The 24,648-nt window shown below is 71.7% G+C and carries 17 protein-coding genes, 1 pseudogene and 1 riboswitch; of the genes and pseudogenes, 11 read left to right on the forward strand and 7 right to left on the reverse strand.

The genetic code is table 11. The features are described from left to right. Positions 1 to 10: 10 nt before the first annotated feature. The 4 genes from nuoL to recQ all read left to right on the forward strand — a co-directional run bounded on the left by nuoL (position 11) and on the right by recQ (position 7,743). Positions 11 to 2,005 carry an NADH-quinone oxidoreductase subunit L gene (gene nuoL / locus QQS16_RS24255; RefSeq protein WP_286063970.1) on the forward strand — a complete coding sequence of 665 codons (1,995 nt, stop codon included), beginning with the start codon at positions 11 to 13 and terminating at the stop codon, positions 2,003 to 2,005. Positions 2,006 to 2,010: 5 nt separating this feature from the next. Continuing rightward, the gene (locus QQS16_RS24260; protein ID WP_286063971.1) at positions 2,011 to 3,582 is read left to right on the forward strand and encodes an NADH-quinone oxidoreductase subunit M; all 1,572 of its coding nucleotides are present in this window, start codon (positions 2,011 to 2,013) and stop codon (positions 3,580 to 3,582) included. Continuing rightward, positions 3,579 to 5,228 carry an NADH-quinone oxidoreductase subunit NuoN gene (nuoN, locus tag QQS16_RS24265; RefSeq protein ID WP_286063972.1) on the forward strand — a complete coding sequence of 550 codons (1,650 nt, stop codon included), beginning with the start codon at positions 3,579 to 3,581 and terminating at the stop codon, positions 5,226 to 5,228. The genes QQS16_RS24260 and nuoN overlap by 4 nt, the downstream gene beginning before the upstream one ends. 451 nt (positions 5,229 to 5,679) lie before the next feature. After that, positions 5,680 to 7,743, forward strand: coding sequence for a DNA helicase RecQ (gene recQ, locus QQS16_RS24270; protein WP_286063973.1), 2,064 nt, complete (start codon positions 5,680 to 5,682; stop codon positions 7,741 to 7,743). 180 nt (positions 7,744 to 7,923) lie between these two features. On the opposite strand, the pseudogene QQS16_RS24275 reads toward recQ, so the two are convergent. After that, positions 7,924 to 8,925: pseudogene (locus QQS16_RS24275) on the reverse strand (HEAT repeat domain-containing protein); the annotation flags it as partial. Beyond that, entirely contained in the window at positions 8,888 to 9,856 is a 969-nt protein-coding gene (locus QQS16_RS24280) for a LysR family transcriptional regulator (RefSeq protein WP_286063974.1), read from the reverse strand. The pseudogene QQS16_RS24275 and the gene QQS16_RS24280, both read right to left, overlap by 38 nt. Positions 9,857 to 9,979: 123 nt before the next feature. On the opposite strand from QQS16_RS24280, the gene QQS16_RS24285 reads away from it, so the two are divergent. Next, complete coding sequence (locus QQS16_RS24285) at positions 9,980 to 11,224, forward strand: MFS transporter (protein ID WP_286063975.1); 1,245 nt, start codon at positions 9,980 to 9,982, stop codon at positions 11,222 to 11,224. A gap of 50 nt (positions 11,225 to 11,274) precedes the next feature. On the opposite strand, the gene QQS16_RS24290 is transcribed toward QQS16_RS24285, so the two are convergent. The 4 genes from QQS16_RS24290 to QQS16_RS24305 all read right to left on the reverse strand — a co-directional run bounded on the left by QQS16_RS24290 (position 11,275) and on the right by QQS16_RS24305 (position 15,974). Next, on the reverse strand, positions 11,275 to 12,213 hold the full coding sequence (locus QQS16_RS24290) for a M56 family metallopeptidase (protein WP_286063976.1): 939 nt from the start codon (positions 12,211 to 12,213) through the stop codon (positions 11,275 to 11,277). 178 nt (positions 12,214 to 12,391) lie between these two features. Continuing rightward, entirely contained in the window at positions 12,392 to 13,606 is a 1,215-nt protein-coding gene (gene fahA / locus QQS16_RS24295) for a fumarylacetoacetase (protein ID WP_286063977.1), read from the reverse strand. A gap of 568 nt (positions 13,607 to 14,174) precedes the next feature. Next, on the reverse strand, positions 14,175 to 14,582 hold the full coding sequence (locus QQS16_RS24300) for a hypothetical protein (protein WP_286063978.1): 408 nt from the start codon (positions 14,580 to 14,582) through the stop codon (positions 14,175 to 14,177). 249 nt (positions 14,583 to 14,831) lie between these two features. Then, entirely contained in the window at positions 14,832 to 15,974 is a 1,143-nt protein-coding gene (locus tag QQS16_RS24305) for a glycoside hydrolase family 53 protein (RefSeq protein WP_286063979.1), read from the reverse strand. 627 nt (positions 15,975 to 16,601) lie between these two features. Here QQS16_RS24305 and QQS16_RS24310 point away from each other — a divergent pair. The 5 genes from QQS16_RS24310 to QQS16_RS24330 all read left to right on the forward strand — a co-directional run bounded on the left by QQS16_RS24310 (position 16,602) and on the right by QQS16_RS24330 (position 21,783). Further along, positions 16,602 to 17,939, forward strand: coding sequence for an ABC transporter substrate-binding protein (locus tag QQS16_RS24310; protein WP_286063980.1), 1,338 nt, complete (start codon positions 16,602 to 16,604; stop codon positions 17,937 to 17,939). Continuing rightward, positions 17,936 to 18,931, forward strand: a complete 996-nt coding sequence (locus QQS16_RS24315) for a carbohydrate ABC transporter permease (RefSeq protein ID WP_286063981.1) — start codon at positions 17,936 to 17,938, stop codon at positions 18,929 to 18,931. Before QQS16_RS24310 ends, QQS16_RS24315 begins: the two co-directional genes overlap by 4 nt. Beyond that, positions 18,928 to 19,806, forward strand: a complete 879-nt coding sequence (locus QQS16_RS24320; RefSeq protein WP_286063982.1) for a carbohydrate ABC transporter permease — start codon at positions 18,928 to 18,930, stop codon at positions 19,804 to 19,806. The genes QQS16_RS24315 and QQS16_RS24320 overlap by 4 nt, the downstream gene beginning before the upstream one ends. 35 nt (positions 19,807 to 19,841) lie before the next feature. Next, positions 19,842 to 20,870, forward strand: a complete 1,029-nt coding sequence (locus QQS16_RS24325) for a LacI family DNA-binding transcriptional regulator (RefSeq protein ID WP_286063983.1) — start codon at positions 19,842 to 19,844, stop codon at positions 20,868 to 20,870. Positions 20,871 to 20,976: 106 nt separating this feature from the next. After that, positions 20,977 to 21,783, forward strand: coding sequence for an HAD family hydrolase (locus QQS16_RS24330; protein ID WP_286063984.1), 807 nt, complete (start codon positions 20,977 to 20,979; stop codon positions 21,781 to 21,783). Positions 21,784 to 22,006: 223 nt separating this feature from the next. On the opposite strand, the gene QQS16_RS24335 is transcribed toward QQS16_RS24330, so the two are convergent. Next, positions 22,007 to 22,489, reverse strand: coding sequence for a transglycosylase SLT domain-containing protein (locus QQS16_RS24335; protein WP_286063985.1), 483 nt, complete (start codon positions 22,487 to 22,489; stop codon positions 22,007 to 22,009). A gap of 7 nt (positions 22,490 to 22,496) precedes the next feature. Continuing rightward, positions 22,497 to 22,673, reverse strand: a riboswitch (cyclic di-AMP (ydaO/yuaA leader). 922 nt (positions 22,674 to 23,595) lie between these two features. On the opposite strand from QQS16_RS24335, the gene QQS16_RS24340 reads away from it, so the two are divergent. After that, entirely contained in the window at positions 23,596 to 24,606 is a 1,011-nt protein-coding gene (locus QQS16_RS24340; RefSeq protein ID WP_286063986.1) for a polyprenyl synthetase family protein, read from the forward strand. Positions 24,607 to 24,648 lie beyond the last annotated feature (42 nt).

Below are 24,648 nucleotides of genomic sequence, written 5' to 3' on the forward strand. Positions count from 1 at the left end.
TCGCTGAATCGTGGAGAACCTGATCGCGCTGCTCATCGCGGCGCCTCTGCTCGGAGCGGTGGTCCTGCTGTGCGGCGGCCGCAGACTGGACGCCGTCGGTCACTGGATCGGCACGGCCCTGGCCGCCGCGTCGTTCGTGTTCGGCGTGGTCCTCTTCGCCGACCTGCTCGGCAAGGACACCGAACACCGCACGCTCACCCAGCACCTGTTCAGCTGGGTCCCGGTCGAGGGCTTCCAGGCGGACGTCGCCTTCCAGCTCGACCAGCTGTCGATGACGTTCGTGCTGCTGATCACCGGCGTCGGCTCCCTGATCCACCTGTACTCGATCGGGTACATGGAGCACGACGAGCGGCGCCGCCGCTTCTTCGGCTACCTGAACCTGTTCCTCGCGGCGATGCTGCTTCTCGTCCTCGCCGACAACTACCTCCTGCTGTACGTCGGCTGGGAGGGCGTCGGCCTGGCGTCCTACCTGCTCATCGGCTTCTGGCAGCACAAGCCCAGCGCGGCCACCGCGGCGAAGAAGGCCTTCCTGGTCAACCGCGTCGGCGACGTGGGCCTGTCGATCGCGATCATGCTGATGTTCACGACCTTCGGGACCTTCGCCTTCGGCCCGCTGCTCGGCACCCACGAGGAGCCGGGGCCCGTCGCTGACGCCAGCGAGGCCACGCTCACCGGCATCGCCCTGATGCTGCTGCTCGCCGCCTGCGGCAAGTCCGCCCAGGTGCCGCTGCAGTCCTGGCTCGGGGACGCGATGGAGGGCCCGACCCCGGTCTCGGCCCTCATCCACGCCGCGACGATGGTGACCGCGGGCGTGTACCTGATCGTCCGCTCCGGGGCCGTCTTCAACGCCGCGCCCGACGCCCAGCTGGTGGTCACCATCGTCGGTGCCGTCACGCTCCTGTTCGGTGCGATCGTCGGTTGCGCGAAGGACGACATCAAGAAGGCGCTGGCCGGCTCGACCATGTCGCAGATCGGCTACATGATCCTCGCCGCGGGCCTCGGCCCCATCGGCTACGTCTTCGCGATCATGCACCTGGTGACGCACGGCTTCTTCAAGGCCGGGCTGTTCCTCGGGGCCGGTTCGGTCATGCACGGCATGAACGACGAGGTCGACATGCGGAAGTACGGCGGCCTCAGGAAGTACATGCCGGTCACCTTCGTGACCTTCGGTCTCGGCTACCTCGCCATCATCGGCTTCCCCGGTCTGTCCGGCTTCTTCTCCAAGGACAAGATCATCGAGGCGGCCTTCGCCAAGGGCGGCACCGAGGGCTGGATCCTCGGCGGCGCGGCCCTGCTGGGCGCGGCCATCACGGCCTACTACATGACGCGCGTGATGCTGATGACGTTCTTCGGTGAGGAGCGGTGGCGCAACCGGCCGACCCGCTCTCCCGAGGCACCGAGCGCGGAGCCGGCCGCCGCCGAGCACCACGGCGAGGCCGTTTCCGGTCATGCCGCCGCCGCGACGAGCGAGCCGCACCCGCACGAGTCGCCCAAGTCCATGACGATCCCGATGATCGTGCTGGCCGTCGGGTCGGTCTTCGGCGGTGCGTTCTTCAGCATCGGCGACCGCTTCCTGCACTGGCTGGAGCCCGTCACCGGGCACGACCACGGGCACCCCCCGGTCAGCGCGCTGACGGTCACCCTCGCCACGATGGTCGTACTCGTCGTCGGTGTCGCCCTCGCCTACGTCCAGTACGGGCGCCGTCCGGTCCCGGTCGTCGCCCCGCGCGGGTCGCTGCTCACCCGGGCCGCCCGGCGCGACCTGCTCCAGGACGACTTCAACCACGTGGTCCTGGTCCGCGGCGGAGAGCACCTCACCCGCTCCCTGGTGTACGTCGACCACACCCTGGTCGACGGCGTCGTCAACGGCACGGCGGCCTCGGTCGGCGGCCTCTCCGGACGGATGCGCAAGCTGCAGAACGGCTACGCGCGGTCGTACGCGGTCTCGATGTTCGGCGGTGCGGCGGTCCTCGTCGCCGCGACCCTGCTGATGAGGGCGGTCTGATACCGATGTCCTTTCCCCTGCTGACAGCGACGGCGGTGCTCCCGGCCCTCGGGGCCATCGCCACGGCCGCCGTGCCGGCCGCGCGGCGCACCGCCGCCAAATGGCTGGCCCTGCTCGTCTCGCTCGCCACGCTCGTCCTCGCGCTCGTCGTCCTGGTCCGTTTCGACCCGGACGGCGACCGCTACCAGCTCACCGAATCGCACGCCTGGATCGCCGACTTCGGGGTCCGGTACGAGCTGGGTGTGGACGGCATCGGGGTGGCGCTCGTCGCGCTGACGGCCCTGCTGATGCCGTTCATCATCCTCGCGGGCTGGCACGACGCCGACCCGCTGGAGACGGGCAACAAGCGCTGGCGGCCCACTCAGGGCTTCTTCGCGCTGATCCTCGCCGTCGAGGCGATGGTGATCATCTCCTTCGAGGCCACCGACGTCTTCCTCTTCTACATCTTCTTCGAAGCCATGCTGATCCCGATGTACTTCCTCATCGGCGGCTTCGGGGACCGGGCCCACCAGCACGGCGAGGAGGCGGCCTCCACCCAGCGGTCGTACGCGGCGGTGAAGTTCCTGCTCTACAACCTGGCCGGCGGACTGATCATGCTGGCCGCGGTGATCGGGCTCTACGTGGTCGCCGGGAACTTCTCGCTCCAGGAGATCGCCGAGGCCCGTGCCAACGGCTCGCTCGACATGGCGACCAACACCGAACGCTGGCTGTTCCTCGGCTTCTTCCTCGCCTTCGCGGTGAAGGCGCCCCTGTGGCCGCTGCACACCTGGCTGCCCAACGCGATGGGGGAGGCCACCGCCCCGGTCGCCGTCCTCATCACCGCGGTCGTCGACAAGGTCGGCACCTTCGCGATGCTCCGCTTCTGCCTCCAGCTGTTCCCGGAGGCGTCGAAGTGGGCGACGCCCGTCATCCTCGTGCTGGCCCTGATCAGCATCATCTACGGGGCGCTGCTCGCCGTCGGCCAGCGGGACATCAAGCGGCTGGTCGCGTACGCGTCGATCTCGCACTTCGGCTTCATCATCATGGGCATCTTCGCGATGACCAGCCAGGGCCAGTCCGGCGCGACGCTCTACATGGTCAACCACGGGATCTCCACGGCCGCGCTGATGCTGGTGGCCGGCTTCCTGATCTCGCGTCGCGGCTCGCGGCTCATCGCCGACTACGGAGGAGTGCAGAAGGTCGCCCCGGTGCTCGCCGGCACCTTCCTGATCGGCGGCCTGGCGACCCTGTCGCTGCCCGGGCTCGCGCCCTTCGTGAGCGAGTTCCTGGTCCTGGTCGGCACGTTCGCGCGCTACCCGGTGATCGGGATCATCGCCACCTTCGGCATCGTGCTCGCCGCGCTGTACACCCTCGTCCTCTACCAGAGGACGATGACGGGCCCGGTGAAACCCGAGGTCGCCACGATGCCGGATCTCAGGGTGCGGGAACTGGTGGTCGTCGTCCCGCTGGTCGTCCTGCTGATCTTCCTGGGCGTCTACCCGAAGCCCGTCACCGACATCATCGATCCGGCGGTCAAGCAGACCATGTCCGACGTCCATGAGAAGGACCCCCAGCCCGAGGTGGAGGCGGCCAAGTGAGCGCAACAGCCGTCCACAGCCTGTGGACAACCGCGGCCGACCCGATCTCGAAGATCGACGCGCCGAAGATCGAGTACGGACAGTTGTCGCCCACCCTGATCGTCGTCGGCGCGGCGATCATCGGGGTGCTGGTCGAGGCGTTCGTCCCGCGCAAGTCCCGCTACTACGTGCAGCTCTTCGTGTCCGTGGTCGCGCTGACCGCCGGCTTCGCGGCGGTCGTCGCACTCGCCGCCGACGGGTACGCCACGACCAAGGCGGGCATCGCGGCGATGGGCGCGATCGCCGTCGACGGACCGGCCCTGTTCCTGCAGGGCACCATCCTGCTGGCCTCCCTGGTCGGCCTGTTCACCTTCGCCGAACGGCGGCTCGATCCGGAGGCGCACGGCAACCGGGTGGACTCCTTCGCCGCGCAGGCCGCCTCCGTGCCGGGCAGCGACAGCGAGAAGGCCGCGGTGCGGGCCGGGTTCACCACCACCGAGGTGTTCCCGCTGCTGCTGTTCGCCGTCGCCGGCATGCTGATCTTCCCGGCGGCCAACGACCTGTTGACACTGTTCGTCGCGCTGGAGGTCTTCTCCCTCCCGCTCTACCTGCTGTGCGCCCTGGCCCGCCGCAAGCGGCTGATGTCGCAGGAGGCCGCGGTCAAGTACTTCCTGCTCGGCGCGTTCGCGTCGGCGTTCACGCTGTTCGGCATCGCCCTGCTCTACGGCTACTCCGGCTCGATGTCGTACGCCACGATCGCGCAGGTCGTCGACGGCACCGTCACGACCGTCGACCCGGCGCTCGCGGCCACCATGGGCAACGACGCGCTGCTGCTCATCGGCGCCGCGATGATCATCATGGGTCTGCTCTTCAAGGTCGGCGCGGTGCCGTTCCACATGTGGACGCCCGACGTCTACCAGGGCGCGCCGACCCCGGTGACCGGCTTCATGGCGGCGGCGACGAAGGTGGCCGCCTTCGGGGCGCTGCTGAGGATCCTGTACGTCGTGCTGCCGGGCCTGCGCTGGGACTGGCGGCCGGTCATGTGGGGCGTCGCGGTGGTCACCATGCTGGGCGGCGCGATCGTCGCGATCACGCAGACCGACATCAAACGGCTGCTGGCGTACTCGTCGATCGCGCACGCGGGCTTCATCCTCGCGGGTGTCATCGCGACCACGCCGGACGGCGTCTCGTCCGTCCTCTTCTACCTGGCCGCGTACTCGTTCGTGACGATCGGCGCGTTCGCGGTGGTCACGCTGGTGCGGGACGCGGGCGGCGAGGCGACACACCTGTCCAAGTGGGCCGGGCTGGGCCGGCGTTCGCCGCTGGTGGCGGCCGTGTTCGCGGTGTTCCTGCTGGCCTTCGCGGGGATCCCGCTGACCTCCGGGTTCGCCGGCAAGTTCGCCGTGTTCAAGGCGGCGGCGGAGGGCGGCGCGGCCCCCCTGGTCGTGGTCGGTGTGATCTCGTCCGCGATCGCCGCCTTCTTCTACATCCGCGTCATCGTGCTGATGTTCTTCAGCGAGCCGCGGCCCGAGGGGCCGACCGTGGCGGTGCCGTCACCACTGACGACGACGGCGATCGGGGTCGGCGTGGCCGTCACGCTGGTGCTCGGCGTCGCGCCGCAGTACTTCCTGGACCTGGCGAACCAGGCGGGAGTGTTCGTGCGCTGAGACCAGCTCGTCGGCAGGCGTGAAAGCCCGGCTCCCCTTCGCGGGGGCCGGGCTGCTGCGTGCGGGGGCGGTACCAGGGATGTGCCATGCGGTGGCGGATTACTCGCCGCTTCCGCGGTGCGGCTGGACACCGGTGAGTGCGCGGCGCCGGCACCCCCCCGCCCGCCACGCCGCCGGCCCAGGTCCACCCGGACTGGGCGGCCACCTTCATCCGCTCGCGGAAGATGTCCACGCCGCTGTAGGCGCCGGTGGTCGGCTCCAGCTCGGAGGCATGGCGTTCAGAGTGTCGGGCGGAAACGGACAGGTCTTCCACGAACGTGTGAACGAGTTTCGCGTCCTTGACGCGAGTTGTGCCGGGCGGCCTGTGGATAACTCCGGGACTGTCGGTGCGGACCCCTATCGTGGAGGCAGTGGTCGAGGGACGACGCACGGGGGACGAGCGAGGTACGGGATGGGCGGGACGGTTGTGACGACCGCGGTACACACGCCGACGGCACCCGGTGACAGCGAGGCGCTGGCCGCGCTGCACCGGGTCTTCGGCTACGACGCCTTCCGGGGCGAGCAGGAAGCGGTCATCGAGCACGTGGTGGCCGGCGGGGACGCCGTCGTCCTCATGCCCACCGGCGGCGGCAAGTCGCTGTGCTACCAGATCCCGTCCCTGGTCAGACCCGGCACGGGCATCGTGGTCTCGCCGCTCATCGCGCTCATGCAGGACCAGGTGGACGCGCTGCGGGCGCTCGGTGTGCGGGCCGGGTTCATGAACTCCACGCAGGACTTCGACGAGCGGCGGGTGGTGGAGGCCGAGTACCTGGCCGGCGAGCTGGACCTGCTCTACCTGGCGCCGGAGCGGCTGCGTCTGGAGTCCACGCTGGACCTGCTCTCGCGCGGCAAAATCGCGGTCTTCGCGATCGACGAGGCGCACTGCGTGTCCCAGTGGGGTCACGACTTCCGCCCCGACTACCTGGCCCTGTCGCTGCTCGGTGAGCGCTGGCCGGACGTCCCGCGCATCGCCCTGACGGCGACGGCCACGGACGCGACGCACAAGGAGATCACCCAGCGGCTGAACATGCCGCGGGCCCGCCACTTCGTGGCGAGCTTCGACCGGCCCAACATCCAGTACCGGATCGTGCCGAAGGCCGACCCCAAGAAGCAGCTGCTGGCCTTCCTGCGCGAGGAACACGCGGGCGACGCGGGCATCGTGTACTGCCTCTCGCGCAAGTCCGTCGACGCGACGGCCGAGTTCCTGTCCCGCAACGGCATCGAGGCGGTGCCGTACCACGCGGGCCTGGACGCGGGCACCCGTGCGGCCCACCAGTCGCGCTTCCTGCGGGAGGACGGCCTGGTCGTGGTCGCGACCATCGCCTTCGGCATGGGCATCGACAAGCCGGACGTCCGTTTCGTCGCCCACCTGGACCTGCCGAAGTCGGTCGAGGGCTACTACCAGGAGACCGGCCGCGCCGGCCGTGACGGACTGCCGTCGACGGCGTGGATGGCCTACGGCCTCAACGACGTCATACAGCAGCGCAAGATGATCCAGTCGAGCGAGGGCGACGAGGCGTTCCGCCGCCGGGCCGCCGCCCACCTGGAGGCGATGCTCGCGCTGTGCGAGACGGCCCAGTGCCGGCGCGGCCAGCTCCTCGCCTACTTCGGCCAGGACCCGGACCGGGCGGGCTGCGGCAACTGCGACACCTGCCTCACCCCGCCGGAGACCTGGGACGGCACGGTCGCGGCCCAGAAGGTGCTGTCGACGGTGGTACGGCTACAGCGGGAGCGGGGGCAGAAGTTCGGCGCGGTTCAGATCGTCGACATCCTGCAGGGCAAGCGCACGGCCAAGGTCATCCAGTTCGACCACGACCAGCTGTCCGTCTTCGGTATCGGCGAGGAACTCTCCGAGGGCGAATGGCGCGGAGTGGTACGGCAGTTGCTGGCCCAGGGGTTGCTGGCGGTCGAAGGGGACTACGGCACGCTGGTGCTGACCGAGGCGAGCGGTGCGGTGCTGCGGCGGGAGCGCGAGGTGCCGCTGCGCAAGGAACCGAAGAAGGCGGTGACCTCGCGGTCGGCGTCGGGGTCGTCCGGCTCCGGGCGGGGCGAGCGCAAGGCCAAGGCCGCGGCCGCGGCGGCCGAACTGCCCGAGGAACTGGTGAACGCGTTCGAGGCGCTGCGGGCCTGGCGGGCCGAGCAGGCACGGGAGCAGGGCGTTCCGGCCTACGTCATCTTCCACGACGCCACGCTCCGGGAGATCGCCACGGTGTGGCCCGCCTCGGTGGAGCAGCTCGGCGGGATCAGCGGAGTGGGCGAGAAGAAGCTGGTGACGTACGGGGAAGGCGTGGTCGCGGTGCTGGCGGGGCTGGGCGGGCGTCCCGGCGCGACGGCCACGGCCACGGACGCGGCCATGGCCACGGCCACGGACGCGGTGACCTCTACGGCTACCCCCGGCCCGGCGGCCGACGCCGACCCGGGCGCGGACCACTGGCCGGAGATGGACGCGGAGCCTGAGCCGGACGACTGGATATAGGGGCGGCGGTGCCGTCCTTCACGTCGGCACGGGCGCCGGCGCGGGTACCGGCACCGCCACGGGTACCGGCAACGGCAAGGCACCGCCACGAGTACCGGGCACCGGCGCCGGCATCGGCCATCGCACCGGCGCCGGTACCGACCCGCCCGTCCGCACCGGTCCCGGTACCCCGCCGCCCCGTCACAGTGCCCGGGTCGCGTACGCCCTGACGTCGGCGTCCGGGTCAGTCGTGGCCGTGGAGAGGGCCGTGCGGGCGTCCTCGGCGGTGGTGTGGCGGGTCAGGGCCAGGACGGCGGCCTTGCGGACGTCGGCGTTCGGGTCGGCCAGGGCCTTGGCGAGTGCGGGGACGGCCATGTCCGGGCCGGCGGCGCCCAGCGCGGTCGCGGCGCCGGCACGGACCTGCCAGGCGGGGTCGCCCTGGGCGGTCACGGCCCGGTCGGCCAGCGGGACCGGGCAGCCCACGGCGGCCAGCGCCTCGTAGGCGGCCCCGCGGACCAGGGCATCGGGGTCGTCGAGGAGGACGGTGAGCGCGGACAGGACGGTGTCGGCGTCGGACCCCGCCGATGCCCGGCCGCCGGCACTCAGGGTGGCCAGGGACTTGGCGAGGGCGACGCGGACCTCGCGGGAGGGCTCGGTGGTGGCCGCGTGGGACAGGACGGTGACCGCGTCCACCGAGACGAGGGCGCGGACCGCCTCGATGCGGACGGCCGTGTCGGAGTCGGTGAGAGCGGGGGTGAACAGGGCGGCGTCGCCGAGCCGCAGGGCGCGCAGGACGTCCAGCGCGGTGGCCCGGACGACTGGGTCGGCGCCGGACAGGGCAGCGGCGAGACGGTCCCGTAGCGCGGCTTCCGGCGGAAGCGTCTCGACGAGTTCGCGCAGGGAGGCCGCCGCGGCGGCGCGGACACCCGGGTCCGGGTCGGCCAGCGCCGTGGCGAGCGCCGGGCCGGTGCCGGGCGGCACCGTCTCGGTCAGGACGGTGACGGCGGTACGGCGGACGGAGGGTTCGGGATCGGTCAGGTAGGGGGCGAGGGCCGAGTGGTCGGGTTCCTCCTCCGCGAGGGACAGGAGGGCCAGCAGGCGGGGCGAGGCCGGCAGGTCTGGTCGCCGTCCCGGTTGTGGCTGGGTGGCACGGCTGCCGCGGGTGTCAGCGGTGGGTGGGTTCGGTGTGTGGGTCGGTGGGGCCTGGTGTTGGTGCCCAGGTGGGGCGCCAGACCGGTTCGGGAGGCGGTGTCAGGCCGGCGAAGTGGTGGATGACGGACCGGAGCCCTGGGTGTGGATCGGCTCGGCGGAGGAGGAGCGAGAGCGGATACGCGAGCGTCGGGTTCACGATCGGGATGCGGCGCAGGTCGTGGTGGGTCGGCCAGATGTACCGGTCGCGGGAGCCCACGAGGGTGGCCACGTCCGCGGAGTCCGCGAGCACGTCGAGGAGCACCTCGTTGCCGAAGTTCGGTCCCGCCGCGTCCACGCGCAGGCCGAAGTCGGTGGCGAGCTGATCGTAGAAGTCCGCCCATTCGCTGCGGGGCGCGATGCCCGGGACCCAGATGCGGTGCCGGCGCAACCGCGACGGGGTGAGCGTGCGCGCGGAGGCGAGCGGGTGCCTCGGGCCGACGAGGAGCTCCAGCGGGGAGTCGAACGCGTGGATCATCCGCACGTCGCGCGGCAGTGCGGCCGGTTCGGTGACCGAGCGGAACGAGGCGTCGACGTCGCCCGCCTGGACGGCGCCGACCGCCAGACGCGGGTCGTCGACCTTGAGGGTCACCACGTCGAGGTCCGTTTCGGGATGCGACCGCCAGTACTCGTGCAGGACGACGGCCTGCGCGGACCGCAGACCGAGCACGTCGATACGCAGGGCCCGCGAGCCCGGTCGGATCGCGGCGACGGCGCGATCGACGCCCGTGACGATGGCGCGGGCGTGCGGGAGGAAGGCCTGGCCGTCGAGTGTCGGCTCGACCCCTCGGGCGGTGCGGGTGAACAGCCGCACGCCGAGTTCCCGCTCCAGGGCCGCGATCCGCTTCGACACGGCCTGCTGTGTGACGCCGAGCTCGTCGGCCGCGTGCCGCAGCTGTCCGAGCTCGGCCGCACGGACGAAGGACCGCACCGCCTCGGTATCCACCGCTCCAGCCTAGGCGGGCCCAACCGATGGTTGTGGCTCGCCCGGGAGCCGGTTGTTTGATCCGCCACCGGTGCGGCGGGTGTGATGCGGAGACCCGGACATCGGTTGTCACGAGGGGGGCACATGCGCGTGCGGTTGGGGCGCGATTTCGGCCGGCTGTGGTCGGCCTACGCCGTCAGTACGTACGGCACGTGGATCGCGTTCGGCGCGTTCCCGCTGATCGCGGTCCGGGTGCTGCACGCGTCGGCCTTCGCCGTGGCGCTCCTGGAGGCGGCCGGGCTCGCCGTCGCGGCGGTCGTCGCGTTCTCGCTCGGGCCGTGGGTCGAGCACCGGGCCAAGCGTCCGGTGATGATCGCGACGGACCTGGTCCGGTTCGCCGCGATGGCGAGTGTCCCGGTCGCGTACGTCCTCGGCGTGCTCTCCTACGGCCAGCTGCTGGTCGTCTCGGTGGTCTCCGGGACCGCGGGCACCGCCTTCACCGCCGCGTCCGGCGCGTATCTGAGGCATCTCGTGCGGGGTGATCAACTGCTCGTGGCGCACGGGAGGTTCGAGGGCACGAGCTGGGTGGCGACGGCGGCGGGCCCGCCCCTCGGTGGTGCGCTCGTGGGGCTGGTCGGCCCGGTGGTGACCGTCATGGCCGACGCGCTCAGCTACCTGCTGTCCGCGCTCGGGCTCCTCCGCGTCCGCGGCGGCGACATCGCGGTACCGCGCGACCGGACCACCAGACCGCGCGGAGCCGACCTCCTCGGCGGCTGGCGGTTCATCCTGCGCGACCGCGTACTGAGGCGTCTGTTCCTCAACTCGATCCTGGTCGGCGGCCTCATCATGGCCACCGCCCCGCTCCTGTCCGTCCTCCTGCTGGGGCAGTACCACTTCCCGGCCTGGCAGTACGGTCTCGCCTTCGGCGTCCCGGCACTCGGCGGCTTCGTCGGAGCGCGCCTCTCCGCGCGCCTCGTGACCCGCTACGGCCGGTACCGGGTCATGACGGCCTCCGGTTGGCTGCGCTCACTCTTCCCGCTCGGTCTCGCGTTCGTCGGCCCCGGCGTCCCCGGGCTTCTCACCGTGATCGTCGTCGAGAGCCTGCTGATCACCTGTATGGGCGTCTTCAACCCGGTCCACGCGACGGAACGCCTGCGACGGACGCCCGCGGATCACACGGCCCGGGTCCTCAGTACCTGGAGCGCGGCCGGCAGACTCCTCCAGGCCGCCCTGATGGTGGTCTGGGGCGTTCTCGCCACCCTCACCAGCCCGCTCGCCGCGATCACCCTGTCCGGCGTTCTCCTGCTCGCCACCCCGCTCCTGCTGCCCCGGCGGACGGATCTGTCGGCCTCCGCGCCCGCGTCGGCGATGGACGTCCGGGCGCCATGACACCCCACCGCGCCCCGCTCACCAGCGCCGGTGTGGAGGAGGGGCGCCCCCTACGTCAGCGCCGTCAGGCCCGGGGCGAAGGTGATCAGCAGGGGCAGGAGGGGGACCAGCGCCGCCGCGGTCGTCGTCAGGGCGCGGTGCCTGCGGCCGAGCCTGGGCCGGGGTTCCAGGAGACGGTCGACGCGTTCGCCGAGGAGGCGGTGGGTGGAGGCGCAGGACAGGACGCCCCGGTGCTGGTTGAGCTCGATCAGCGCCAGGGCGGTGGTGAGGTGGCCGCAGCGGCGGGAGGCCGTGTCGTCGGCGGCGAGTTCGACCAGGCGGTGGGTCTGGTCGCAGAAGTGGGCGAAGAGCGGGACCCGGGGGAAGCCGGTGGCCAGCGCGGTGGAGAGGTGGAGCAGCCAGTCGTGACGGGCACGGGCGTGGCCGCGTTCGTGGGTGAGGACCGCGTCGAGCTGGTGGTCGGTGAGACGGTGCAGGGCGCCGGTCGTGACGATCAGCTGGGGCGGGCTGCCCGGCATCCACCAGGCGTCCGGGTACTCGTCCTCGAGCACCAGGAGGGGGCCGCGCGCGGCGGACAGGCCGGCCGGCAGGTCGGGGGCGCGTTCGCGCAGGTGGGCGCGGGCCCGGACGCGGCGCCGGCGCGCCTCGGCGAGCTCCCGGGCCAGCATCGCGGTCGTCCAGGCCGCCCCGCACGCCAGCAGCAGCGTGAGGGCGACCGCCCAGGCCGGGGCCGCGGAGAGGTCGTACGCCGCCGTCACGGCGGGCGGTGCCGGGGCGAAGACCCGGTCGCGGACCGTGTGGAAGACGGCCGCAGCACCCAGCACCAGGGCGGTCAGACAGCACAGCAGGACCGTGGCGACCAGGCACTGCCACACCCACAGCCCGACCACCGGGTCCCGTTCGGGCCACCCGGCCCGGGTCAGCGCGCGGGGGACCGGCACGGCGGCCGTCACGGCGACGACGCTCAGCAGGAGCAGGCAGAAGGTCATGCCACGGGCTCCGGATCCTGATCGAAGAGGGGCGGCTACGGGTCGGGCGGTGGGACGACGGGGCCCTGTGCGGCGGCTCCGTGCGGCGGCTCTGTGCGGCGGGGCGGGCGGCGGGTGTCGCGGAGCGTGCGTGCCGCCCGTCGCCAGTATGACGGCGTGAGGCGCGGGAGTCAGGCCGTCAGACGGTCGGCACGACCCGCCCGCCGACCTCGCCCAGCCCCACCCGCATCCCGTGCGGCCCGGGTGCCCACGCCGACAGGGTCACCACGTCGCCGTCCTCCAGGAACGTCCGCTTGCCGTCGGGGAGTTCCAGCGGCTCGGTGCCGTTCCAGGTCAGCTCCAGCAGGGACCCCCGTTCCCGCTCGGTGGGTCCGCTCACCGTGCCGGACCCGTACAGGTCGCCCGTGCGCAGGCCGGCGCCGTTGACGGTCATGTGGGCCAGTTGCTGGGCGGCGGTCCAGTACATGGTGGAGAAGGGGGGCTCCGACACGACGTGCCCGTTGACGGCGACCGAGAGGCTCAGGTCGTAGCCGCCGGGCTCCTCGTCGGAGTCGTCCAGGTACTCCAGCAGCGTGTGAGTGCGCTCCGGCGGAGCCACCCGCGCCTCCTCCAGGGCGTCCAGCGGGGTGATCCACGCCGACACCGAGGTGGCGAAGGACTTGCCGAGGAACGGGCCGAGCGGGACGTACTCCCAGGCCTGGATGTCGCGCGCCGACCAGTCGTTGAGCAGGCACAGGCCGAAGACGTGCTCGCGGAAGTCGGCGAGGGGCACCGGGCGGCCGGTCCGCGACGGCACCCCGACCACGAAGCCGACCTCCGCCTCGATGTCCAGGCGGATCGACGGGCCGAACACGGGCGCCGCCTCGGAGGGCGCCTTGCGCTGGCCCGACGGCCGTACGACGTCGGTGCCGGAGACCACGACCGTGCCGGAGCGGCCGTGGTAACCGATCGGCAGGTGCTTCCAGTTGGGGGTCAGGGAGTCGGCGGCGTCGGGACGGAAGATCCGGCCGACGTTCCGGGCGTGGTTCTCGGAGGCGTAGAAGTCGACGTAGTCCGCGACGTCGAAGGGGAGGTGCAGGGTGACGGAGGACAGCGGATGGAAGAACCGCTCGATCGCCTCCTGGTGGGACGGGACCGTCACCCACGCCGTCAGCGCGCGCCGCACGTCGGACCAAGCGGTGCGGCCCGCGGCGAGCAGCGGGTTCAGCGAGGGGCGCGCGAGCAGGGAGACGTAGGGGGAGCCGAGGGCGGCGGCCGCCGCGCCCGCGTCGAGCACGTGGTCACCCAACCGGATGCCTACGGTCCGGTCCGTCGCGCCGGGAAGGGAGAAGACACCGTACGGAAGGTTGTGCGGGCCGAAGGGGTCGCCCTCGGGAATATCGAAGGGGGGCATGGGGTGCTGCCTCACTCTCGTACGAACCGTGCGGTCGGTGGAGTCGCTGTGTCCACCTGGGGCCCGGGGGATCCAGGTGACCGAGCCACACGTTACGGCCGAGTTGCCTGCTCTGGGCAGTGACTTCCGCCGACGGCGTCGCACGGGCCGGTGCCGCGACCCGGGCACGGCACCCGCTTCGCACCGCGCGGGCCGGGCGCGGCACGGGTCCGCGACGCCTACCGGCGGGGGGCAGCGGCGCGGCATACGGATCGGGAGCAGCGGTCCGGCGGCCGGGGTCCACCGGCGTACGCCCGGCGGTCGGCGGGCGGGACGCGGGGGCCTACGCGCGACGGGTCGGCGGACAGCAGGCGGTGCCCCACGCGCGGCGTCGCGGGCGGGATGCGGCGCCGTTGTGCCCGGGTCTCCCGCAGTGCCGCCCGCATGCCCGGCCCCCGGTCCGCGCCCCGTTCGCCCCCTGTCATGGGGAACGACGGACCCGCCCCGCCCGCACCGGTGCCGAGGGGCGCACGCGGCACGGACTCCCGGGGGCATCGGGGCGTCGGGGGTGTCGGGGTGTCGGCGGGCATCACGTCGTGCGGACGTCCCTCAGCTTGTCGGCCGCCGCGTCGATCCTGCCTGAGTCCGGGCTGGTGTCCCCGTCCAGGACGGACTCGTCGTAGTCCTTGATCGCCTGGTGGAGGTCGTCGACCGCCTTGTCGACCCTGCTGTCGTCGGTGTCCTTGTCGATCTCGTCGAGGTTCTTCTCGATCGTGCCGATCGACTCGTCGGTGCGCGAGGGGTCCTTCGCCGCGTCCCAGCCGGCCTCGTGGATGGCCTTGAGGCTGTCGGAGATCGTGCCGGCGTGGGAGACGCAGTCCAGTGAGGTGTCGAAGTCGTCGGGGTCGCAGGCGGTCGCGAGACCGGCGGTCAGGGCGACGGCGGCCACGGCTGTGGCGACCCGGGTGACACGGCGCCGGCGGCGGTTCGCGGACATGGGCCGGCCCCTTCGTGGGGCGAGCATCCGCGGAGAGGATCCGTGGACGTCTTCTGCCGTCCACGATCCCGTCGTCCGCCCGCCCCCACGAGGGAACGGCCACCCGTATCACTGGTGTAGCCCGCTACACCGGCTGTCGGCGCGGGGGCGGCAGCCTTGTGGCTGCCGCCGGGCAGGGGCCTGGCGCCTCGCAGAGCCTGTCGCCCAACGGCCCGCCGCCCAAAGCCCCCGCCCCCATACCCGGCCGGCCTACGCCCGGTAGCGCCCCAGCGTCCTCAGCCCGGGCAGTGCCCTGTCCTCGAAGTCGAACAGCGCGAGGTTCTCCCACGCGTTGCCGGACGCCGGGTCCTGGGGGTTCCAGCCGCTGCCGGCGCGGTAGGTCCACACGCCCTCCCAGTAGCAGTAGCCGAGGCCCTGTCCGCCGGGGACGGCGGCGGCGAGGTCGGCCGCGGCGCGCAGCCAGGCCGCCTGGCCCTCGGGCGTGGCGGGGAAGCCCTCGGTGAGTTGCGCGGGGTCGTTCATGATGTCGTTGACGTCGTCCTCGCTCTTCAGAGTGAACGGGTACGCGGTCTCCGCGATCACACACGGCTTGCCGTAACGGGCCGTGATGTCCGCCATGTTGGCGGCGGCCTGCTCCACCGGCCCGTGCCAGAAGGGGTAGTAGGAGAGCCCGATGATGTCGAAGTCGACGCCGTGGGACACCGCGTTGTCGAACCACCAGCGGTACAGCCCGTTGTCGCCGCCGTTGGCCAGGTGCAGGATCGTACGGATGCGCGGGGTGGTGTCGCGGGCCGCGCGCAGGCCGGCCTTGAGGAACGCGGCGAGGTTGGCCCAGTGCTCCCAGTCGCCCTCGGGCCAGAGCATGCCGCCGTTCAGCTCGTTGCCGATCTGCACCAGGCCGGCCGGGGTGCCCTGCCGCCGCAGCGCGCCGAGGACGTCGGCGGTGTGGTCGTAGACCGCCCGGGTCAGGCCGGCGACGTCCAGGTCCGCCCAGGCGGCCGGCTTGGTCTGGTGCGCCGGGTCGGCCCAGGTGTCGGAGTAGTGGAAGTCGACCCAGATGCCGATGCCGGCCCGCTTCAGGCGCCGGGCCAGGGCGAGGACGTGCGCCTTGTCGTTGTAGCCGTCGGCCGGGTCGACCCACACCTTCAGCCGGGCGTGGGTGACGCCCGAGGCGGCGAGGATGCGGACCGGGTCGTCGCGGCGGCCGTCGGCACGGCGGTAGACGGCGCCCTTGTCCTCGTTCTTCGGCAGCGAGGAGATGTCCACGCCGCGGATCTCCAGCCGGCCGCGGTGGCTCGCGGTTCCGGTACCGGCGACGGCGGGGGCCGCGCCCAGTACGGGAACGGCCAGCGCGGCGGCTCCGGCGGCGGTCAGAACACTGCGTCTACGCATGTCAGGGTCCCTTCACAGTGACGGTCACGGGGAATCGGCTCCGGGGGTGACACCGGGCGGTGGGTCCTACGGAAGTTCGGGCGGTGGATCTACGGAGGTTCAGCTGATGTTCCGTTCAACGGAGGTCCCGCTCAGTGGAGGCGCCACGGAGCAGTCCAGGCACTGCTCAGCGGAGGCGCCACGGAGCAGTCCAGGCACCGCCGGCCGGCGCAGCCCCGACGCCCCGCGTCCGACGCCTTGACGCCCCGCGTCCGACGCCCCGACGCCCCCACGCACAACGGCCCCGGCGGCCCTTCGGCGGGGCGACGCCCCACGCGTCCCCGGACGCCCCCGGCAGGGCGGCGGAATCGGTGGCTCGGAGCATGCGACGACTCCCTGCGATCGGCGAAGGTGACGGCCAGTTTCTGTGATCGTGCACAGTACAGAACACCACTGGCAGCCGGGGGCAACAAGTAGGTAACCCCAGGCTCTCGCCATTGACAAGGGGACGAAACAATTCTCTACTGTGCACGATCACAGAGCCGCGCGGCCCTCGCGCACAGCCCCTCGGTCACGTCCGCAGAACCTCCCCCCACGGCGGTTGCCGCGTACGCGGGACGTACCGAGTTCGGCTACACATCAGGGGAGATGAAGATGTCGATCCACCGCCATCAGGTCAGCAGGCGCAGCATCCTCGCCGGGGCCGCCGCCCTCGGCCTCACCGGCACCCTCGCCGCCTGCGGCGGTTCCGACGACGAGGACTCCGGGGGGAGCAGCGGGCCGGTCAAGCTGACCTACTGGTCGTGGGCGCCCAACATGGAGAAGGTCGCCGCGATCTGGAACAAGAAGAACCCGGACATCACGGTCACGGTCTCCAAGCAGGCCAGCGGCGCCGAGATCGTCTCCAAGCTGATCACCGCGAAGAAGGCCGGCAACGCGCCCGACCTGATCCAGGCCGAGTACCAGTCGCTGCCGACCCTGGTCTCCAACGACGTCCTGGCCGACATCTCGAAGTACGCCGGTGACGCCAAGTCCGAGTTCGCCGAGGGGCTCTGGGGCATGGTCACCCTCGGCACCGACGCGGTCTACGGCATCCCGCAGGACTCCGGGCCGCTGATGTTCTACTACCGCGAGGACCTCTTCAAGAAGCACGGCCTGTCCGTGCCGAAGACCTGGACCGAGTTCGCCGAGACCGCGCGCGCCGCCCGGAAGGCCGTCCCGGACGCCTACCTGACCACCTTCTCCGCCAACGACCCCGGTCTGTTCGCGGGCCTCGCCCAGCAGGCCGGCGGCAAGTGGTGGACCGTCGACGGCAGCGGCAAGTGGACCGTCGGCATCGACGACGCCGCCACCCGGCAGGTCGCCGAGTTCTGGGGCGGCCTCGTGCAGGAGGGCGTCATCGACAACCAGCCGATGTACACCCCGGCGTGGAACAACGCCCTGAACAAGGGCACCCACCTCGCCTGGGTCTCCGCCGTGTGGGCGCCCGGCGTGCTGGTCTCCTCAGCCCCCGAGACCGAGGGCAAGTGGCGGATGGCCCCGCTGCCGCAGTGGAAGTCCGGCGAGAACGTCACCGGCAGCTGGGGCGGTTCCTCCACCGGAGTCTCCACCGACTCCAAGCACGCCGAGGCCGCGACGAAGTTCGCCCGCTGGATCAACACCGACCCGGAGGCGCTCGCCGCCCTGGTCAAGGAGGCCGGCGTCTACCCGGCGGCCACCAAGGGCCAGTCGGGTGACGTGCTCACCACGCCCGCGTTCTTCCCGAACCAGAAGGACTTCTACGACACGGCCGCCCAGATCGCCGCCACCACGGCCGCCTCCGCCTGGGGCCCGAACGTGCAGACCGCCTACACCGCCTTCACCGACGGTTTCGGCAAGGCCACCAAGGCGAAGAAGGAGACCCAGTTCACCTCCGCCCTCGCCACCATGCACACCAAGACCTTCGACGACATGAAGAAGCAGGGCTTCGAGGTGACCGAGGCATGACCAGCACTCCGCTCAAGGGCACCGGCCGCACCACGGCCGGGCCCTTGGCGGACGGCACCGGCACCGCCAAGACCGTCCGCCCCAGCCGCTCCCGCCGCCGTGGCCGCAGCGCACCGTACTGGTTCCTGGTGCCGACCCTGGTCCTGTTCGCCGCCTTCACCGTGGTCCCGATCGGGTACGCGGTCTGGCTCAGCCTCCACAAGGTCCAGGTCAAGGGCATCGGCCTCGGCTCCGGCGCCCGCTCGCAGGTCTGGAACGGCCTCGGCAACTACGCCGACGTCCTGCACGACTCCGAGTTCGGCAACAGCGTGCTGCGCGCCTTCGGCTACGGCCTGATCGTCGTCCCGACGATGCTCGGTCTCGCGCTGCTGTTCGCGCTGATGCTCGACACCCCGAAGGCCCGCAGCGCCAGGTTCGCGCGGCTCGCGATCTTCCTGCCGTACGCGGTGCCCGGCATCATCGCCGCCCTGATGTGGGGCTTCCTCTACCTGCCGGACGTCAGCCCGTTCCACTACCTGCTGCGCGAGTTCGGCCTGCCGCAGCCGGACCTGTTCGACGGCGGCAACCTGTACCTGTCGTTCGCGAACATCGCGGTGTGGGGCGGCACCGGCTTCAACATGATCGTCATCTACACCGCGTTGCGGGCCATCCCGAAGGAGATCTACGAGGCCGCGCGGATCGACGGCGCGTCCGACCTGAAGATCGCCCTCCGGATCAAGATCCCGATCGTGGCGCCCTCCCTGGTGCTCACCCTCTTCTTCTCGGTGATCGCCACCCTCCAGGTCTTCACCGAACCCATGGCCCTCAGGCCGCTGACCAACGGCCTGCCGACCACCTGGAGTCCGCTGATGGCCATCTACGACAGCGCCTTCCTGAGGTCCGACATCTACGGCGCCTCGGCCACCGCGGTCGTCCTGGCCCTGGCCACCTTCGTCGTCTCCTTCACCCTGCTGCGTGTCTCCGACCGCTACACCCGGGAGGACCGGGCATGACTCCCCTCACCCTCACCGCCGACGCCACCGGCGGGACGCGCGGCGCCCGGCGCACCGCCTGGGTCCCCACCCTGGTGCTGATCCTGGGCGCGCTGTACTGCCTGGTCCCCATCGCCTGGGTGGTCATCGCGGCGACCAAGGACCGGTCGGAGCTGTTCTCCACCTTCACCTTCGCGCCCGGCACCGGCTTCCTCGACAACCTGAGCGACCTGAACGCCTACCGGGACGGCATCTACTGGCAGTGGATGGCCAACTCCGCCTTCTACGCGGGACTCGGCGCCCTGCTGTCCGCCGCGGTCTCGGCCGGCGGCGGGTACGCGCTCGGCCGGTTCGCCTTCCGGGGACGGGAGTTCGTCTTCAAGCTGATCCTGGCCGGCGTCCTGGTGCCGGGTGTCGTGCTGGCCGTACCGCAGTACCTGATGCTGTCGAAGATGGGCATGGCCGACTCGTACTGGTCGATGCTGCTGCCGTCCATCCTCTCCCCGTACGGCGTCTACCTGGTCCGCATCTACGCGTCCGCCGCGGTGCCCGCCGAACTCCTCGAAGCCGCCCGCATGGACGGCGCGAGCGAGTGGCGGATCTTCACCCGGATCGCGGTGCCGATGATGATGCCGGGCCTGATCACGGTGTTCCTCTTCCAGTTCGTCGGCATCTGGAACAACTTCCTGCTGCCGTTCGTGATGCTGGCCGACGACACCAAGTTCCCGCTCACCCTCGGGCTCTACACGCTGCTCGCGCAGGGCGCCTCACAGCCCGCCCTCTACACCCTGGTCATCACCGGATGCCTGCTCGCGATCGTCCCGCTGATCGCGCTCTTCCTGGTGATCCAGCGGTTCTGGTCCCTGGACCTGCTGAGCGGCTCGGTCAAGGCCTGAGGCATCCGCCGCATCCACCGTCACGAACGAGGAACATGACCACCAGCGCCAACGGACGCCGCCGACCGCCCACCATCCACGACGTGGCGCGGGAGGCCGGCGTGTCGCGGGGCACCGTCTCCCGCTTCCTGAACGGCGGCCACTACGTCTCCCCGGCCGCCCGCCGGGCGGTCGAGGCCGCCATCAGGAAGACCGGGTACGTGGTCAACCGGCATGCGCGCAGCCTGAGCACCGGCCGTTCGGACTCGGTGGCGTTCCTGCTGACCGAACCGCAGGAGAAGTTCTTCGAGGACCCCAACTTCAACGTCCTGCTGCGGGGTTGCACCGAGCGCCTGGCCCAGCACGACATCCCGCTGCTGCTCATGCTGGCGGCGAGCGACGACGACCGGCGCCGGCTGACGCGGTACATCACCTCGGGACACGTCGACGGCGTGCTGCTGGTCTCCAGCCACAGCGGGGACCCGGTCGCCGTCGAACTGCGCGACGCCGGCATCCCGTTGGTGGCCTGCGGCAAGCCGCTCGGCCTGGGATCCAGGGTCAGCTACGTGGCGGCCGCCGACCGCGACGGCGCCCAGGAGATGGTCCGCCACCTCCTCGCCGGCGGCCGCCGCCGCATCGGCATGGTCACCGGACCGCTGGACACCCCGGGCGGCACCGACCGCCTGGCCGGCTACCGCGACGTGCTCGCCGAGGCGGGTCTGCCCTACGACCCGGCGCTGGTGGTCGAGGGCGACTACCGGCGCACCGGCGGCGAGCGGGCCGCCCGTCGGCTGCTGGCGCGGGCCCCGGACATCGACGCGGTGTTCGCCGCCTCCGACCTCATGGCCCAGGGAGTCGTCAACGCGCTTCAGCAGAGCGGCCGTTCGGTCCCCGATGACATCGCTGTCGGCGGCTTCGACGACTCGGCCGCGGCCACCGCCGTCACCCCGGCCCTCACCACGATGCGCCAGCCCTACGACCGCATCAGCGCCGAGATGGTCCGCATGCTGCTCGCGCAGATCGCGGGAGAGGACACGGCGGGCGTCATCCTCCCGACGGAACTGGTGGTGCGGGACTCCGCGTGACCGCGCCGCCGACCGCCGTAACCGGAGCAGCCGTCAACGCATGTGAAGGCTGTAGCCGTCCGGTTCACGTCGAGTCGACGCGGCGTTCCGTCCGTATTCTCTGATCATGGCCGCACCCACCGCATACGCACTCATCGCCACCGACCTGGACGGAACGCTGCTGCGAGGCGACGACACGCTCTCCGACCGGTCGCTCGCCGCGCTCGCGCGGGTGGCGGCGGCGGGGGCCCGGCACCTCGTCGTCACCGGCCGGCCGGCGCCCAGAGTGCGCCCCCTCCTCGACGACCTGGGCAGCGAGGGGCTCGCGGTGTGCGGGCAGGGCGCGCAGGTGTACGACGCCGGCGCGAACCGTCTGCTGTGGTCGGTCACCCTGGACCGGGAGCTGGCCGAGACCGCGCTCGGCAAGATCGAGGCGGAGGTCGGCGAGGTGTACGCCGCCGTCGACCAGGACGGTGTCGACGGGCTCACGCTCATCGAGCCGGGCTACCTGATGCCGCACCCGACGCTGCCCGCCGTACGCGTGGGCCGGCGCGACGACCTGTGGGACGCGCCGATCAGCAAGGTGCTGCTGCGCCATCCCGACCTGTCCGACGACGAGTTGGCGGCGACGGCCCGCTCGGTGGTCGGTTCCCTCGCCACGGTCACCATGTCCGGGCCCGGGACCGTCGAACTTCAGCCATGCGGCATCACCAAGGCGACGGGGCTCGCGCTGGCCGCCGAGCACCTGGGACTCGGGCCGCGCCGGACCATCGCCTTCGGGGACATGCCCAACGACATCCCCATGCTGGACTGGGCGGCCCACGGCGTCGCCATGGCCAACGCCCACCCCGAACTCAGGGCCGGGGCCGACGAGATCACCCTCTCGAACGAGGACGACGGCGTGGCGGTCGTCCTCGAACGGCTCTTCCGCTGAGGGCCGCCCCCGGGCGGCCGGTGCCGGACCGTACGGCCCGGCACCGGCCGGGGTCCGCCTAGTGCCGTGGCAGGCAACGTTCGCCCCTTCGCGGCGTCCGGCACGCCCTCTCGCCGCACCGGCCGAAAGCCCGAGTACATCCAGTACGAGGGCTGGCGGCCGGCATGCCGAGAGCACGCACCGGACGCCGCTCCTTGACGGGCAAACGTTGCCTGCCGCGGCACTAGTACGCGCCCCACACGTTGTCGATCGAGCCGTACCGCGCGGCCGCGTAGTTGCAGGCGGCGACGATGTTCGCGACCGGGTCGTACGGGTCCCACGAGGTGCCGGCCACGTGGTACGCCTGGAAGGTCGGGTCGATCGTCTGCAACAGGCCCTTGGACGGGGTGCCCGCGGCGGCGTTCGAGTCCCAGTTGTTGATGGCGTACGGGTTGCCCGAGGACTCCCGGATGACGTTGCGGTGAATGCCGTTGTACGTACCGGGGATTCCGTGCTGCGCCATCACCTGGAGGGACGCCCGGATCCAGCCGTCGAGGTTGTCGGCGTAGCCCAGCGAGGAGGCGGTGGCCACGGTCGGGGTCGCCGCGGAGGCGCTGGTGGCGCCGATGAGCGGGAGCGCCAGGACGGCGACTCCGGTGCCGGCGACGGCGAGCTTGCGGGCGAGGCGGGCGGTCTTGGAGCCGCGGTGCTGACCGGGTGCAGACATGGGGACGTGTTCCTCTCCGGCGCCTGCGAGGTGAGCTGTCGGGTTCGGGCGGGAGCTGCCCGGCCGCACCGCCCTGAGGCGAGGCGACTTCACCCCGAGCCGTTCCGGCACGACCTGTGTCGTCCGGCCCGGCGACTTACCTGGGTCCCCCGCTCCTGCCGTGCGGTGTCGTCGATGGGTGTGTCCATGGGCGGCGGCAGGATTAGGCGTCCGCCCGACGGCCCGGAACGTATGCGAGAGCACATGTCCGAAACAAGTGGTGGATTCACACCTCGTACCTATTGACCTTGGTCTGAGGCGTATGGGGCACTTGATCCTTTGCGTCTGCCAAGACTCAACTGGCGTGGAGGGCAAGGGAAAACGCCGGTGTGCCGAGATGCGGGTGCGGGCGGCCCCGAGTGACCCAACTCACGGCCATGCGCAAGAGCGGCAAAACGGGCAATGAGCCCAACTCGTAGCCAAGCGGCAGGCCATGGGGTCCGCCGCTCCCGAGACCGGCGGCCGCTCGCTCGCGGAACCCGCAGGGTGGCGCCCGTTCGTCGCCGCCGGGACACCGTCGGCCGGTCCGGTGCCGAGTGCGTGTCGTCCGGGCGGGTGGCGTGGCAGGAGTCCGGGGATCGCGGGTACCGGTTCCTCGATACGGGGTGTCGCGTCCGCGCGTACGGCGGGTTCCGGCCGGGGCGGGATGCGAAGGTCCTCATGGGCCCCCTCGCGGGCCTCACGGGCCCCTCGCGGGAAAGGACGGAACGGATGCGCAGGCTCACCGGAGCGATCCCGGGGGCGGGACACCCGGGCGGATCCGCCGAGGTGGCGGTGGGGATCGACGGGCGGGAGGAGGCATGATCGTCCTCCGGGCCGGACGGCTGCCGGAGGCGGCCCCGGCCGCGATCCGGGACGCCGCCCTTTGCCCCCCCGGTGAGTCCATGGATGTCCGATGTTTTCAAGTGATCAAAAACACATCTGCCCTGATCCCATACCGCCTGGGCCGGACCGGTGGGCGCTATCGGTGATCGAAACGTGACCGGATACGCTGACTTGAGTGACAGCAGCGACCTATCGACAAACCGTGTAATCGCCAGTAGACACCAGCAGACAGGAGATCCCTCGTGACCGTCGTCGGGCCGTTCGGGCTGAGCGTGCGGGACCAGGCTCTGGAAGCCGATGTCCAGGCCGGATTGGCGGCTGTCGAGGAGGGACTGCTCGAAGCCACCAAGAGTGAGGTCCCCTTCATCACGGAGGCCGCCCAGCACCTGGTGCGGGCGGGCGGAAAGCGGTTCCGGCCGCTGCTCGTGATGCTCGCCGCCCAGTTCGGGGACCCGTACGCGCCGGGCATCGTCCCGTCGGCGGTGGTGGTGGAGCTGACCCATCTGGCGACGCTGTACCACGACGACGTGATGGACGAGGCCGAGGTGCGGCGCGGGGTGGACAGCGCGAACACCCGCTGGGGCAACTCGGTGGCCGTCCTCACCGGCGACTTCCTGTTCGCCCGCGCCTCGCACATCCTGGCCGACCTCGGGCCCGAGGCGGTCCGGGTCCAGGCGGAGGCGTTCGAACGCCTGGTCACGGGCCAGATCCTGGAGACGGCGGGGCCGCAGGACGGGCGCGACCCGGTCGAGCACTACCTCGACGTCCTGGGCGGCAAGACGGGCTCGCTGGTGGCGGTGGCCTGCCGCTTCGGGGCGATGATGTCGGGCGCCGACGAGACGGTCGTCGACGTGCTGACGCAGTACGGCGAGCGGCTGGGCGTCGCCTTCCAGCTCGCCGACGACGTGCTGGACATCGCCTCCGACTCCCACGAGTCCGGGAAGACCCCGGGCACGGACCTGCGCGAGGGCATCGCGACCCTGCCGGTCCTGCGGCTGCGCGAGCGCGCGGCCCGGCTGGGCCTGGCCGAGGACATCGCGCTGTGCGAGCTGCTGGCCTCCGACCTCACCGACGACGCGCGGCACGCGCGGGCGCTGGCGGACCTGCGGGCGCACCCCGCCCTGGAGCAGGCCCGCCGGGACACGGTCCGCTACGCGCAGGACGCCCGCTCGGCCCTCGCCCCGCTGCGGGAGTGCGGCGCGAAGGTGGCGCTGATGGAGATGTGCGACGCGGTGGTCCACCGGGCCGGCTGACCCCGCCAGGAGTGACGCACATCACGCGCGCCGACCGAGCCC

Source organism: Streptomyces sp. ALI-76-A (assembly GCF_030287445.1).
In the GTDB taxonomy this organism is placed as follows: Bacteria; Actinomycetota; Actinomycetes; order Streptomycetales; family Streptomycetaceae; genus Streptomyces.